Raw genomic sequence first — 13,495 nt, forward strand, 5'->3', positions numbered from 1 at the left:
GTCACACTAATCTAAGTGTTTTCTTTATTTTCATTATATAATGCAAGTGGTAAATTAAATTTAAGGATATTGGTAATGAAATTTTATGAAGCGCATGAATACCAAGATAAAGTAAATAAGATCTTTAAAGAATTAGAGTCTGAGTTATCAGCTCTCTTAGAGCATGTTCGAATTATTCATATCGGAGCCTCATCAATTCCTGGAGCTGTTTCCAAAGGTGATCTCGATGTCTTTGTTGGGGTAAATAAGAAATACTTTGAACCAAGTTTGGTAAAAATCAAGAAGCTAGGTTACGTTGAGAAAGAGGGGACTCTAAGAACACCTCAGCTTTGTATGCTTGTTACTGATAAATATAATCATGATGTAGCGATACAATTAGTTGAAAATGGAAGTGAGTTTGAAGACTTTTTAAAGTTTAAAAATTTGCTATCTGAGAATCCTGCTTTGATTGAGCAATATAATGAGTTAAAGAGAACTTCTACTCATCTTAATGAAGATGAGTATAGGAGTAGAAAATCCAAATGGGTTAAAAACCTATTGAAGAATAATGATGAGCCAGAAATAGTTTAAGAAATTGGTTTCTCTATTTGATGATCAGTTGGTTGTGGAGTTACCACCATAATCTTTACACCTTCAGGGACTTCAAATCGGTGCCAGGTATTCTCGGGAACAACTGCAAACTCTAACTTATTGAGTTCAATTCTTTTTTCGTGTCCATCTATAAGTAGAATTAAGTTTGCCATTCCATCAACGACCATAACAATTTCATCGCCGTGAGGGTGTCTCTCCCATTCCGAGTTACCGGCATATTGGCCGGCATAGATACCACCATTCCTGTATTCAGACAGTGTACAAAAAGTTTCGTTCATTTCTTCAGGTGGAGTATCTGGTTTTCTATTTGGAAAAAAAATAGTGGAATTTATTTTATCTAAAATTGAAACTTTTTCTGCTTATGGCACACTGACCTCTATAAAATTCTTTTGGGGTTCTTATTTTAGTTTGATAGTATATTTAATAGGGACGGTTGTCTTTATTAATTTTTTTATGCCTTATTAGGAGTATTCAATATGGAATCAAAAGATACTTACAATTCACTTATAAACTTCTTAATAGGGAAATGGGATAATGTGAGTTTTGAAGTGTCAGATGGAAAACCGATTAAGACGGAGTCTTATCCGGAGACAATGATTGGTAAAAGTAAGCATGTTATTACTATCACTGCACATGGATATAAAGAAGGTAAAGATCTAACTAGGGATATGAATCTAGAGATTAGTGATGGCCAAATAAAAATGGCCCAAGTAGATTTTTCTGCAGAAGGTAGCGTTGAAGGCAATGTTTATTATTTAAAAGGTAATCACGAAGATGTTGAATTTAGGTTTAGGCTTTATACGATGGGTGATAAATATGTATTCCATAGAGAAACTTGGAAAGATGGAATGGCCCAGCAAGTAGATATGTCCTATCTTATTAGGAAGACTAAAGAAAGAGAATATTATGGAATTAAGAAAACCTAAGTTATCAGAAGTTGAGCAGCTATTTCAAATCGAGTTGGAAAACTACGGGGCAGACGAATCAACAGAGATAGAAACTTTTCACGCATTAGTAGAGTTTCCTGAGGACTATCCTGGCTATCAACTCATGGCCTTAGTAGATCAAGATGTCTTAGGCTTTTACTGCACTATTGAAGAAGATGAATATGTTGAGCTCGTAGATATTGCAGTTAAGAAAGATCATCAAAGTAGAGGACTTGGCTCAAAACTACTGGAACAATGTATCAGTGCGCAAGGTTCAATGACAATGGGACTGACTGTTAGAGAGGATAATCGTAGTGCGATCGCTCTTTATAAAAAGTTTGGATTTGAACAAGTCGAAGTTGTTGAGGGCTATTACGATGATTGTCATGGACTTAGACTTGAAAGAACGGTTTTATAAGTAGGAAGATTATGAGTAAGAAAGTAAAAGTTTTTATTGCTGAGCAGTATGATCCATATTTTAATCTCGCCACAGAGAATTGGATCTTTAACGATATGGATACTGATTCACACGTCCTCTTTCTTTGGCAAAATGATGAAACTGTCGTTATTGGTAAGCACCAAAATCCATGGACAGAATGTATCACAAGCAAGATGGATGAAGATGGGGTGAAGCTTGCCAGGCGACAAAGTGGTGGCGGGGCCGTTTTCCATGACTTGGGAAATACAAACTTTACTTTCATGTCTTCAAAAGAATCATATGACAAAGATGCAAATAATAAGATCATTACTAATGCCTTAAAAGAGTTTGGAATTGAAGCATATCCTAATGGGAGAAATGATATTGAGGTAAGTACTCAGGAAGGCTCAAGAAAGATCTCTGGCTCGGCCTTCAAAGTGAAAAGAGACCGAAGCTTTCATCACGGAACGCTCCTTATTAATACAGATCTAAGCAAGCTTGCAAATTACTTAAATCCTAATAAGAAGAAATTAGAGTCAAAGGGGATTAAATCTGCACGCGCTCGTGTGATTAATTTAGTCGAGCTTAATACAGAGATCAATCACGATAGTCTTTCAAAAGCAATCATCGAAGAGTTTTGTCGTTTTTATAAAGCAGAGGCCGAAGTTGAAATTCTAAATTACGACTTCTTAAAGTCTGTTCCCAAATTAAATGAATACTACGAAGAATTAAAAGATTGGAATTGGCTCTATGGTAAGACTCCAAAGTTTAATCATCAATTTGATGAAAGATTTAACTGGGGAAGTGTTGAAGTCCATTTAAATTCTAATAAAGGGCGAATTGAAGAGGCCACTATCTTCAGCGACTGCCTATATCCGCCTTTAATTGAGTCGTTTGCTGAAAAATTAAAAGGCATTCCGTATGATGTTAAGGCGGTAGAAGAAGCTCTTGTTTCTGTTAAAGAAGATCTACAATCTCATGAAGGTGAGGTGAATGATTTCACTCAGTGGCTTATATCGAATATTCGTTAGGTTTATATTATGCATAGTCCTGAAATAAAAAAAATAATTGATAAGTATAAATTAGAAGCTCACCCGGAAGGTGGGTATTTTAAAGAATCATACCGTAGCCACGACAGCTTTAAGTCACTGCCAGAACCTTTTAATGGTGATCGCAATTACTCAACAGCAATTTATTTCTTAATGCCTCAAGGCAAGAAGTCTTCTCTCCATAAGATCGCATCAGATGAAGTTTGGCACTTCTACTTAGGTGGACCAATGACTATTTATCAAATCTCTCCGGACGGTGCCTTGGAAATTATTACTTTGGGACAAGATATCTTAAAGGGAGAGAAACTTCAGCATGTCGTGCCGGCCGGTTACTGGTTTGGAGGACATACAAATAGTGGCTCTGACTATAGTTTTGTTGGCTGTACAGTTGCACCAGGTTTTGATTTTAATGATTTCGTATTGGCCGATAGAACTGAGCTTTCTAAACTTTTTCCTCAACATATTGAAGTTATTGAAAAGCTTACTTAAAATCTTTATTAGTAGTGAGTATTGATGTGTCCCCATTAAATGAAGTGGAACATTGGGTAGACTTTTTAGTTATTTAAGATTTCAGACAGGACTTGATTACAGCTTCTTGCAGGTATAAGAAATTCTGAAGCCTTTTCGAGGATATCTTTTGTTTGATAGCTAATTAGTCCATAGTCAGATTTTAGTTTTTCTATTGTCGTTAATGCTTCTTCACTATGTTTTGTATTGGATAGTATTCTTTGCATATTATCAGCTATGATTAAAGAAATATCATCTTCAAGTTCTTCGTCTAATCCTATTTCATTCATTTTTTTATAGATGAACATAAATGATTCGAGATCATAGATATTTGCCATTACTTTTTCAGTAAATTGTGAAAAGTAGAAAGGTGAAAACTTTCCAAGATTATTTAATAGGATTTCTAATTCTTTCTTTTTTATTTTCCCTGTAGGAAATTTTGATAGGTGATTTGTAATAAAGTCTTTTTGTAATAGGGTATAAAATGACATCATATGTCTGCCCTTAAGACTACTGTAGACTTTTAAAACTTCTTCATGACTTGATAATTCACTAAGTTTACTTTTGATTTTTTCAATTTCAATATTATCTAGACCTATCTGTTTCGTTCTCTCTGCTGATATCGCTTCGTTTAATCGAATCATTAGCTCTCTTTCATAGTCACTAATCGCTCGTTTACTATTTGTGAAAAAATGATCTGTGAAAAGGACCGGTGAAGAAGGTTGTCTTGCAAGAGTATGCCCTGAAGACCAGTCAAGTAGAAACCATTTACGTTTACTCATTGAGTAGACTAGTTGCTCGTTATGGAAATCACCTATTGATTGATAGATAGCACTTTCTTTTGCAAATTCGATTAGTGCATTTTCAACTAGAACTTTTTGGTCGCTTGTTATCGTTTCAATATGGTTAAAGTATTCTTTTAAGTCAAAATCATTTTCTATTAAGTCCACAAGAAGATATGAGCTTTTCTCATATTCGTGAATCTTAGGTATTGAAAGGTCTGTTTCATTTAACTCGCTATAACCTTCATAGGAGTAGTTAATGAACTTCTTTCCATCATAGAGTGTATATTGCTTTTCTTCATTTCCATGTGGTAGGCGTAAGGCGAGATTTCTTTGTAATCCTTCATCGTATACATTAAGAATGAGTGTTGTATTTCCACTACCTAAAATCTCTTTGAAGGTTACGACTTTATTCTTTAAGTGGATATTTTCACCGGCCTTAAGATCTCCTGAAAAAATATTCTCTCCATAACTATCATTAAAACTATCATCTGAATTAAAGAGATGGAGGTCTGCTGACCAAGCAGAAAAATTTAGGATGAATATGAGAAAAGTATATTTGAGCATCAACTTAAATGATGCAGTTTATATGCCAGTATATGCCAGTAAAGTTACTTGATTTCAGCGTCTTAGAGCTGGGATGGTGTCTAATTAATTGACATCTGTAGCATAGAAGTTAATTAAATGAAGTAAAGAGCTGTCGTTATCAAAAAAGGGCCAATTTAATTGGCCCTTATATATTCTTAGTAATTTAAAATGAGTGTTTCAACAGGGTCAACACATGACTCAAGAATCGTCATATAAAGGTATTCTTGTTTGTCATTATCGTATTTAGCAAGCTCTTCGTTATTGAGTCCGTACATCGTACATGAGATATTCACAGAAGCTCTTTTCTTACTTTCAAGTTGGTAGTTTTCAAATTTAAGTGATGAGCTTAGACGAGGAAAGTTTTTAGTTTTTCCTTCTATTGCTTTTAGGAGGTCTGCGTCAAATGTATCTGCATCATTTTCCCAAGTGTAGGCCTTAAATGAAATTGTACATTGGTCACCACTACAGTTCATACCTTTTGTGTACCAATTGATGTCACCACCACAATATGTATCCATACAAATATCATCCATGTATTCGTTAATTTTATCTGCTTCCTGCTTTGTTAGAAAGTCAGATTGTGCTGATACAGCTGTTGATAGTGATATTAAAAATAATATCGTGAAAAGACTCTTCATCGATTACACCTTGCGTAATTTGTTTTAGAGTTTAATAACGAAGTATTGATGAAATGATAAGCTAGTAGATAATATTTACTTAGATTGATTTAGAGCTATTTATTTGTAAAGTATTGAAATTTTATGATATATTCTCCGTCCTTATGAATCATTACGAGTATAAAGAATATTCACAAATCTCTGATGAGGTCTTTGAAATCGTTTCTCAAACGAATTCTCAGATCTTTAGTACGCCGTATAGTGTCGACAGAATGTACTCAAAAACAAAGGACTGTACTAAGTTTCTTGCGCAGTTTTACTTTGATGGTAGCCAGCCTATCGCTTTTAAAGTTGGCTATGATTGTGGTGATTACTTCTATAGCTGGGTAGGTGGAGTTGTGCCATTTTACCGAGGTCAAAAATTAGCGACAAAGCTTATGCAAAGACAGCATGAGTGGGCCAAAGGTGAGGGGTTCTCAAAAGTACGTACTCATACAGATGCTCGCTATCCAGAAATGATTGAGCTAAATGAAAAGTTCGGTTTTAAATTAGTTGATACTCGTATGAAAGAAAATCAAATTGAACAACTAATTCTTGAAAAAAACCTTTTTGAATAACCTAAGCTAATTCCTTTTTTTGATATTCTTACCTTTCTTGATATAATATTTTTATCAAATTAGGAAAGGAGAAACTATGCACATCGATTTTAGTGCAACGGCACCAGCACAGGAAAATATTGATTTTAGCAAGTTTCTTGAAATCGATATGAGAATCGGTGAAGTCGTTGAAGTTCAAGACTTTCCTGAGGCGAGAAAACCAAGCTATAAATTGAAGATCAATTTTGGTGAAGGTATCGGTGTAAAAAAATCTAGTGCGCAAATCACTGTTCATTATAAGAAAGAAGATCTAATCGGTAAGAAGGTCTTGGCCGTGGTTAATTTTCCTCCAAGGCAAATAGGAAAGTTTATGTCGGAAGTTCTCGTGATGGGGTTTTCTGATTCAAATAACGATATTGTTTTGTTTAATCTTGATAGAGATGTACCAAATGGAGCACGCCTTCATTAATTAAAAAGGGGACTAACTGTGAGTGAAATTCATAAGGGTTCTTGTCTATGTGGTAATGTTAAATTTGAAATAGATGGAAGTTTTGATAACTTCTTTCTTTGTCATTGTAAGTATTGTCAAAAAGATACAGGTAGTGCTCATGCAGCCAACCTCTTTGCTAGTAATGTTTCATTTAAATGGATTAGTGGAGAGAGTGAAGTTCAATCTTATCGTCTTCCTGGAACTCGTCATACAAAGTGTTTTTGTAAGACTTGTGGCTCTGCCGTTGCAGGGGTTTATAATGAAGGTCAGATGGTCGTAGTCCCTGCTGGTTCTTTAGATACTCCTGTTGATATAAAGCCTAATGCACATCTCTTTGTTAAGAGTTGTGCAAATTGGGATCATAAGCTTGAAAATATTACTAAATTTGAAGGTCTACCAAGTTAATAAAATAACTATTTCTAATTTTGCCAGAGTGCTTTTTGAACTCCTATAATAGAGTTGTAATAACAAAGGGATAGTGTATGCGTAGTACGTTGGTACTGTTGGCAATTTTCTTTACGAGTTTTTCGTATGCTTCAAATAACTCTAACAAGAGTATGGATGGACTTCTTTGTGCTGTTGAATCGGCAACTTATTATAAGCGGGTTTTAGAGTCTCAAAACTTAGAGGTTGATAAGTATAGGCATTGTACAGTGTCTTGTATCGTCGGTATTGAGTGTGGAATTAGCTCTTCTGCTATTATTGGTGTCGCAAAAGAGATTTATGATTTATTTGGTGGCGGCCATGCCGAGTGGCGCGATCTTTTGGCCAATATAAATGGCCTTCGATTAAGTCATCGTACTGATATTCAAAATTTTGAAGATTGCTCTGCTTCCTGTAAGAGTATTTACTAAAAAGGATAAGAAAGGTGAGTAAAGAGATCGTTTCTCTAAAGTGTGAATGTGGCTCAGTTGAAGGTGAGTTAACAATTAATAAGAGTTTAAGTAATCATGTTGTTTGCTGCTGTGATGACTGCCAGACTTATGCACAGTATCTTGGGCGTCGAGATTTACTCGATCAGTATGAAGGCACAGAGCTTTTTCAAACAGCACCAAGCTACGTAAAGATAACGAAAGGTCATGAGCATGTATCATGCCTAAGGTTAAGTCCTAAGGGACTCTATCGTTGGTATGCTGGTTGTTGCAATTTTCCAATGGTAAATACTCTTGATGCTAAAGTTGCATTTCATGGAGTTGTTTGTGCTTTTGTTAGTGATGGAGATAAGACCAAACTAGGTGAGATCCAATCTTATAATATGATGAAGTACTCGTCAGTTGAGCACAAAAACTGGCCCAAAAAAGGATTTCAGAAGTTTTCTAAAATGGCAGGCTTCATTCTTTTAAAACTCATTTCTATTGGGTCTATCTTAAGATTAACAAGGCCTAACTCATTCTTTGATATGGACTCAGGCTTGCCCAAAGTTGAGCCACAAGTCCTTTCAAAAGATGAAAGAGCTTATACCAGAAGTAAAATTTCACATCTTGGTAAATAATGAAGTTCAGACAAGTCATAATTTTAATTTTAATTCTGTGTAGTTTTCAAAGATCCTTTGCAAATGAATGTGGAAGTTTTTTATCCGATCTTACGGCTCCTATATGTACTGACGCTAAGTATATCTTCTGGACGGGCACTGGAATTACCTTGGGCCTTCGCCTCTTAAAAGAATATAAGGGAGTTGATGAGATTCAAAAACGTGCGGCCCAGAAAAACCATCTAAAAGAACTTGGAAAGTTTGGTGGTGATATTGGTTATGGTGTTTTAAATGGAGCTTATATTATTGGACAATACTTCTGGGGAGGGAAACTAGGAAAAGAGCGTGCCTCGCATATGTTACAAGCAACGGCCTATACTGTTGGTACTACTGTTGCTTTAAAAACTGCAGTTGATGAATCGAGACCTGGTTACCCCGATGAAAAGGACTCATTTCCTTCTGGCCATGCCTCTGCTTCTTTTGCCTTTGCATCAGTTGTGACGGCCCAACATGGTTGGGGCTGGGGTTCTGCTGCTCATTTGGCCGCAATTTTTATTTCATTTAGTCGATTAAATGATAGTTGGCACTACTTACATGATGTCACTGCTGGAATGACAATTGGGCTAAGTTACGGTTGGGGGATATACTTTAACCATGTTGAGTATAATAAGCCTTACTGGCTAAGTATTCTTCCAACAGCTAAGTTAGATGGCCTAACTCTTAGCTTTTCCCAGAGTTTTTGAAATAAAAAAGGGCACCTGATCAGTGCCCTCTAACTTTTTTATATTAAAAATATTTTAGAAATCTGTAATTCTTGAAACTAGATCAGGGGCATCGATAAATGGGTTTCTATTTCCCTGGATGTCTTCAATTCTATCGTTTCTAAGACGTTCTTCTTCGTCAACTGGATCTAGCTCATGCCACTTACGAAGAGTTTCTTCCATTTGTGAATTGATTTTACGATCATAGCGAACGGCAAAGTAGAACATCGCTCTTGCAACATTTCCTTTGTGGTAAGTTGGTGGCTCGTATGTATTTCCATCAAACTTAGAAGCTGGACAGTAGTCTAGACTTGAGTTTTTAGCGTCTACTTTTCCAAAATTATAATTCCCACGAGTGCTATTTGCTCTGTTTTGAGAAGGGTATAGGTGGTGCAGGTCACCAACTTGGTATTTTGATAGGCCACCACGATCAAATTTTGATTGTGGCCAAGTGTGTTCGCAGTTTACGACTTCATGATTAGGGATTCTTCCTTTTCCAATTTTTCCAATGCGAGGAGTTGAGTTTGTGTAAACCTCGTCACAGTATACATCGCGAATATAAGCTCCATTACCGTTGTCTCTTTCAAGGTGAAGAGTTCCGAATAGGTGCTTTCTTGCAGTTTTATAAGAGTTTCTTGTGTGTCCCTTAGTTGTTAGTCTTTCAAGGTCATAGCGAACGCCAATAGAAGTATTTGAGCTTGCTAGGATGGCCTTAGCTTTCTCGAGGTTGGCCGATGAGTATGCGCAAAGGCAAAGAGCGGATACAATTAGAAGTTTAAACATTCAATTCTCCAAGTGTTCATTTTTGTGTGTGTAAAAATGTTATAGTTTAAGAGTATTAAATTGTCTAATGATTAAAATTAGTCGGATCTAATGCATAAGGTGTTTCATCGAAATATTAGAGGGTTTGCGTAGCATTATAAAAAACTCTTATTCCAGTGATCGAATCTATTCATTTTTTTTATTAAATTGAGTTAACTAAAGTCTCCTTATCCAAAATGATTTGGATTTGCTTAAGGAGAGTATTATGAAAAAGTTAATTTTAGGTCTTGCTGTTGTATTGAGTTTTTCTAAAGCGGTATATGCAGAAGCAGTCATCATTCCACAAAGTTCGATAAATCTATACGTTGGTTCTTTTTCAAATATGGAAGCTGAATTAAAAGAAAAGATCTTTGAAGCCGCTATTGAAAAGTGTGGAGAATTAGACAATGCACGTATTGGTCGAACAGAAATTCAATTAACTCTAAACAGTGTTTTTAAGTTTCCAATTCAAGGAAGAGATGAAGTTATTGATGGTTCTTACCCTCAAGTTAGCGCAGTTACAGACATTACTTGTTACAAGTAAAAATTAGTTAATAATAGTGCTATTAAGCACGTAAGAATCTTAAGTTAAGTTTGCAGCAAACAACGACGAATTGTTTGCTGTGAAACTTGGCCTGTCAAAAATCTCATTAACAATACTCGTCTTAGGAATTTCATTCCTCTCTCTTCTCTATTATCAAAGAGAGCAATTTCTAAAAGACAAGTACGAAGAAGAATTTAATAGTAGCGCTCAGGAGATTATTTCAACAATTCAAGCAAATCGTGTGGTTCGCGGCGAGGCCTTGCTTGCAATCTCACACTTCTTTGCTTCATCTTTAAACGTTAATGAGTGGGAATTTAATAATTTTACAAAAACAACTTTGAATAAGCTTAATATTTCGGCCATTTGTTATAGCGGAGAAAATGGAACCCTCTATGAAACGCTACAATCGAAAGGAAAGACTTGTGGTAAGTTTGGCAAAAATAATAAGGTCATCTTTGATACTGCAACATCAGATATTATCTTGCAAGAATTTGTAAGCTCTGTTGATGGAACAAAGGGGAGGGCCTATATGATCTTTTCGTTCTCCTCTTTATTACCTGAAAGTGTAAAAAATGAAGCTAATTCAAATTATCGAGTTAATCTTGATGTTGGTTATGGAGGTGGTGATAAGAGTTATAATTTCTATCGCCATGAGGAACCATTTGCTACAGATGGAAACACTAATTACTACCTGACTGTATCTGGCCCAAAAGTCTTATCGACCCTTACTATTTCTTTTGATTATATTGTTAACCTCGCGCTTTTCTTATTCATCATAGTCTTAACGGTTTATATCATCGAAACAGGAAGAAGAAGAGAGTATTTCATTTCTAAGAAAGTAAAAAGACAAGAAGAGGCGATTAAAAAGCAGTATGAAGAATTAGGAAGGCAAAAGAAGCTTGTTAGTCAAAATGAAAGATTGGCCTCAATTGGAATATTAGCGGCCGGTATTGGTCATGAAATTAATAATCCATTAACAATCATTCTCGGTCATTTAAAGTCTCTTAAGAAAAGAATGGGGGAGAGAAATACTGAGGAGCTTCTAGAGAAGATTGAAAAGTCCGAAACTGCAGCACAACGAATAGAAAAGATTGTTTCAGGGCTTAGAAAGTTTTCAAGACAGGTCCAAGATGAAGAGCCTACTGATTTTAGTGTGGTCAGCGTTTTTGAAGATACAGTATCAATGCTTAAGGATTTCTATGATAAGGATAATATTCATTTGAATCTCTATATGAATGTGAATGAAAAGGCATTGATCAAAGGTGAAAGAGGAAAGTTTCAGCAGGTTCTAATCAATCTTATTTCTAATGCTAGAGATGCGGTAGAAGGTAAGGATAATGGAAAAGTAAATGTTATTGTTAAAGAAAACAATGAACAAATAACATTTAAGATTGAAGACAATGGGCACGGCATTAGCGAAGAAGATCGAGGTCGAGTTTTTGATTTATTCTATACGACTAAGGATATAGGTAAGGGGACGGGGATGGGACTCTCTATTGCCCATGGTTTTATAAAGGATGAATTTAACGGAAGGATGACGTTGAAGAGTGTTGTTGGGATAGGGACTGTATTTAAAGTCTCCCTGCCAATACATTATGGACAAGAGGTATCATCTTCACAGGAGAATAATGTGATTAGCTTGAGTGATTTTAAGATGAAATTTCGTGCAATAGTTGTTGATGATGAAGAAGGTATTAGAGATCTTCTCGAAGAGATATTGCAAGATATTGGTATCACGGTTTCCTTAGCTGAAAATGGCAAGGTTGCATATGATATGTACGTTGCAAGTCCTGAAAGTTATGATCTCATTATTACTGATATGAAGATGCCAGTTATGAATGGCTCTAAGTTAATAAAGAGTATTAGAAGTAATAAATTAATTGATCAGCCACGAATTCTTATTACTACAGGTTGTGTAAATTTAAATCTCGAAGGCGAAGATAGGGAAGCCTCAACTATGGTTGATGGATTTTTATATAAGCCTTTTACAGAAGAAGATATCGTACAAGAAATTTCTAAGGCCATGCGAGGAGTCGTTGAAAAGAAAGTTGCATAAAATTAAGGTCTCATTAGCAAAGTGTTATGTTTTTGTTAAGTATGTTAAGTTTTGAATAAGTAATTGCCGGGCCCTTTCGCCCCATATAGAAGTGGATTACAATAGAATAGTAAAACGAATGAATCGTTTACACAGTTTAAGAAAATTAGGAGTGTAGGATGAAGCGTTTATTTATTCTTGCTATTTTCTTAACTTCGCCACTTTCTTTTGCAGCTAATGAGAGAAGAATTAATAGTTCTGAAAATTACAATGCGCCAAAGAGTAAAGTGAATGAATTAAGCAATTATGCAAATGGAAAAAAAAGTCATCAGAGAAAGAATTACAAGAGAAGTTTTGATGACATCCAGGATTACCGAGAGGTACTTCAGTCAGAAACAAGAGAACGTTAAAAAAAAGGCTACTTAGAGTAGCCTTTTTTTATTACATTAGTGAAAGTTCGAAACTTACTACATCACATCTTTCATCAATCACTGTATCCAGTTTGAATGCACCTGAATAAGTATTGAAATAGGCAGAGTAAAGATCTTGGCCTTCTGCATTTACCCCTACAAACGAAATATTTGTTTGATATTCGTTATAAACTTCATCATAAGATACTGCTAACTCTTGAGCTAGAATATCCATTGATTGAAGCTCTACTTCAAGACGACATGAAGCATATGTGCTTGATAGTGCAATAACAGAAACTAATGCTAGTTTAATTAGTGATTTCATAAGGACTCCTCAAAGTGATTTTAAGGAGCTTATATGAATTTTATTTTAATCGGTCAATTAGCATTGATCGTATATGAAAAAATTAATGCAATCTTGATAAACTTAGGGAGCTTGCATAATACTCTTAACTTGCGATTGGATATTTTTAAATTGTTTTGAATTGAAATCAATATTTTGAGCAGCACTATCAACACTTAGATCTACATTACCATTTGCAATTTGTTGAGAGGCCAGCTTTCTGCCTAATTCACTTAATTGACCCCATTCTTGATCTGGCATGGCCGCAAGTTTTGACTTGGCCTGCTCTGCTTCGTGCTTTCCTATTATTCCTCTTGCAACCATTTGGTCAATCATTGAAACAGTCGTATTTCGATCAATCTGTTCTGCGAAAACAAAGGTAGATAGTTTAAGTGATAAAGTAACGATAAATAGCCTTAAATACTTCATATTGGGCCCTCTTTAAAATTATGCAGAAATTATAAATGGGAATTAGATTTGACCAAAAACTAACGAAATTTTAGTACTTTATATGAGTGAGACTTGTTAAAGTATAGAAAAATATGACAACTAATTATGGAGGTTGA

Annotated in this window: 20 protein-coding genes; 14 read left to right on the forward strand and 6 right to left on the reverse strand. The window is 35.3% G+C overall.

The features are described from left to right. The first annotated feature begins 75 nt into the window (after positions 1 to 75). A complete protein-coding gene (locus tag ABMA76_RS04415) occupies positions 76 to 570 on the forward strand; it encodes a GrpB family protein (RefSeq protein WP_392909375.1) in 495 nt (164 codons plus the stop codon). Here ABMA76_RS04415 and ABMA76_RS04420 read toward each other — a convergent pair. Then, positions 567 to 869 carry a cupin domain-containing protein gene (locus ABMA76_RS04420; protein ID WP_392909377.1) on the reverse strand — a complete coding sequence of 101 codons (303 nt, stop codon included), beginning with the start codon at positions 867 to 869 and terminating at the stop codon, positions 567 to 569. The two genes, ABMA76_RS04415 and ABMA76_RS04420, sit on opposite strands and share 4 nt — an antisense overlap. 198 nt (positions 870 to 1,067) lie before the next feature. Here ABMA76_RS04420 and ABMA76_RS04425 point away from each other — a divergent pair, with 198 nt between their 5' ends. From ABMA76_RS04425 to ABMA76_RS04440, 4 genes are read left to right on the forward strand one after another with little or no spacing between them, the layout of a single operon-like run. Then, positions 1,068 to 1,517 (forward strand): hypothetical protein, encoded by a 450-nt coding sequence (locus ABMA76_RS04425; RefSeq protein WP_392909379.1) that lies wholly within the window; start codon positions 1,068 to 1,070, stop codon positions 1,515 to 1,517. Next, complete coding sequence (locus ABMA76_RS04430; RefSeq protein WP_392909381.1) at positions 1,498 to 1,935, forward strand: GNAT family N-acetyltransferase; 438 nt, start codon at positions 1,498 to 1,500, stop codon at positions 1,933 to 1,935. The genes ABMA76_RS04425 and ABMA76_RS04430 overlap by 20 nt, the downstream gene beginning before the upstream one ends. A gap of 11 nt (positions 1,936 to 1,946) precedes the next feature. Continuing rightward, positions 1,947 to 2,966, forward strand: a complete 1,020-nt coding sequence (locus ABMA76_RS04435) for a lipoate--protein ligase (protein WP_392909383.1) — start codon at positions 1,947 to 1,949, stop codon at positions 2,964 to 2,966. A gap of 9 nt (positions 2,967 to 2,975) precedes the next feature. Beyond that, complete coding sequence (locus ABMA76_RS04440; RefSeq protein ID WP_392909385.1) at positions 2,976 to 3,473, forward strand: cupin domain-containing protein; 498 nt, start codon at positions 2,976 to 2,978, stop codon at positions 3,471 to 3,473. Between the two features lie 65 nt (positions 3,474 to 3,538). Here ABMA76_RS04440 and ABMA76_RS04445 read toward each other — a convergent pair whose 3' ends face one another. Beyond that, complete coding sequence (locus ABMA76_RS04445; protein WP_392909387.1) at positions 3,539 to 4,840, reverse strand: hypothetical protein; 1,302 nt, start codon at positions 4,838 to 4,840, stop codon at positions 3,539 to 3,541. A gap of 176 nt (positions 4,841 to 5,016) precedes the next feature. Beyond that, positions 5,017 to 5,499 (reverse strand): hypothetical protein, encoded by a 483-nt coding sequence (locus ABMA76_RS04450; protein WP_392909389.1) that lies wholly within the window; start codon positions 5,497 to 5,499, stop codon positions 5,017 to 5,019. Positions 5,500 to 5,642: 143 nt separating this feature from the next. Here ABMA76_RS04450 and ABMA76_RS04455 point away from each other — a divergent pair, with 143 nt between their 5' ends. The 6 genes from ABMA76_RS04455 to ABMA76_RS04480 all read left to right on the forward strand — a co-directional run bounded on the left by ABMA76_RS04455 (position 5,643) and on the right by ABMA76_RS04480 (position 8,778). Next, positions 5,643 to 6,095, forward strand: coding sequence for a GNAT family N-acetyltransferase (locus ABMA76_RS04455; RefSeq protein WP_392909391.1), 453 nt, complete (start codon positions 5,643 to 5,645; stop codon positions 6,093 to 6,095). Between the two features lie 76 nt (positions 6,096 to 6,171). Continuing rightward, positions 6,172 to 6,543, forward strand: a complete 372-nt coding sequence (locus ABMA76_RS04460; protein ID WP_392909393.1) for a tRNA-binding protein — start codon at positions 6,172 to 6,174, stop codon at positions 6,541 to 6,543. Positions 6,544 to 6,561: 18 nt separating this feature from the next. Next, positions 6,562 to 6,969: a GFA family protein gene (locus tag ABMA76_RS04465; protein ID WP_392909395.1), complete on the forward strand. Its 408-nt coding sequence runs from the start codon at positions 6,562 to 6,564 to the stop codon at positions 6,967 to 6,969. Between the two features lie 77 nt (positions 6,970 to 7,046). Beyond that, the gene (locus tag ABMA76_RS04470) at positions 7,047 to 7,418 is read left to right on the forward strand and encodes a hypothetical protein (protein ID WP_392909397.1); all 372 of its coding nucleotides are present in this window, start codon (positions 7,047 to 7,049) and stop codon (positions 7,416 to 7,418) included. Between the two features lie 14 nt (positions 7,419 to 7,432). Further along, complete coding sequence (locus ABMA76_RS04475) at positions 7,433 to 8,056, forward strand: DUF6151 family protein (protein WP_392909399.1); 624 nt, start codon at positions 7,433 to 7,435, stop codon at positions 8,054 to 8,056. Beyond that, on the forward strand, positions 8,056 to 8,778 hold the full coding sequence (locus ABMA76_RS04480; protein ID WP_392909401.1) for a phosphatase PAP2 family protein: 723 nt from the start codon (positions 8,056 to 8,058) through the stop codon (positions 8,776 to 8,778). Before ABMA76_RS04475 ends, ABMA76_RS04480 begins: the two co-directional genes overlap by 1 nt. Positions 8,779 to 8,832: 54 nt before the next feature. On the opposite strand, the gene ABMA76_RS04485 is transcribed toward ABMA76_RS04480, so the two are convergent. Beyond that, positions 8,833 to 9,579 carry an endonuclease I family protein gene (locus ABMA76_RS04485; RefSeq protein WP_392909403.1) on the reverse strand — a complete coding sequence of 249 codons (747 nt, stop codon included), beginning with the start codon at positions 9,577 to 9,579 and terminating at the stop codon, positions 8,833 to 8,835. Between the two features lie 244 nt (positions 9,580 to 9,823). Here ABMA76_RS04485 and ABMA76_RS04490 point away from each other — a divergent pair, with 244 nt between their 5' ends. The 3 genes from ABMA76_RS04490 (at position 9,824) to ABMA76_RS04500 (ending at position 12,586) form a co-directional block, all read left to right on the forward strand. Then, a complete protein-coding gene (locus ABMA76_RS04490) occupies positions 9,824 to 10,141 on the forward strand; it encodes a hypothetical protein (RefSeq protein WP_392909405.1) in 318 nt (105 codons plus the stop codon). Between the two features lie 79 nt (positions 10,142 to 10,220). Continuing rightward, complete coding sequence (locus ABMA76_RS04495) at positions 10,221 to 12,197, forward strand: ATP-binding protein (protein ID WP_392909407.1); 1,977 nt, start codon at positions 10,221 to 10,223, stop codon at positions 12,195 to 12,197. A gap of 158 nt (positions 12,198 to 12,355) precedes the next feature. Then, positions 12,356 to 12,586 (forward strand): hypothetical protein, encoded by a 231-nt coding sequence (locus ABMA76_RS04500; protein WP_392909409.1) that lies wholly within the window; start codon positions 12,356 to 12,358, stop codon positions 12,584 to 12,586. Positions 12,587 to 12,617: 31 nt separating this feature from the next. On the opposite strand, the gene ABMA76_RS04505 is transcribed toward ABMA76_RS04500, so the two are convergent. Together ABMA76_RS04505 and ABMA76_RS04510 are read right to left on the reverse strand one after the other, a co-directional pair. Next, positions 12,618 to 12,911 carry a hypothetical protein gene (locus ABMA76_RS04505; RefSeq protein ID WP_392909411.1) on the reverse strand — a complete coding sequence of 98 codons (294 nt, stop codon included), beginning with the start codon at positions 12,909 to 12,911 and terminating at the stop codon, positions 12,618 to 12,620. Positions 12,912 to 13,013: 102 nt separating this feature from the next. Then, the gene (locus tag ABMA76_RS04510; protein WP_392909413.1) at positions 13,014 to 13,358 is read right to left on the reverse strand and encodes a hypothetical protein; all 345 of its coding nucleotides are present in this window, start codon (positions 13,356 to 13,358) and stop codon (positions 13,014 to 13,016) included. Positions 13,359 to 13,495: the final 137 nt, after the last annotated feature.

The organism is Halobacteriovorax sp. ZH5_bin.2 (assembly GCF_043196375.1).
Classification (GTDB): domain Bacteria; phylum Bdellovibrionota; class Bacteriovoracia; order Bacteriovoracales; family Bacteriovoracaceae; genus Halobacteriovorax_A.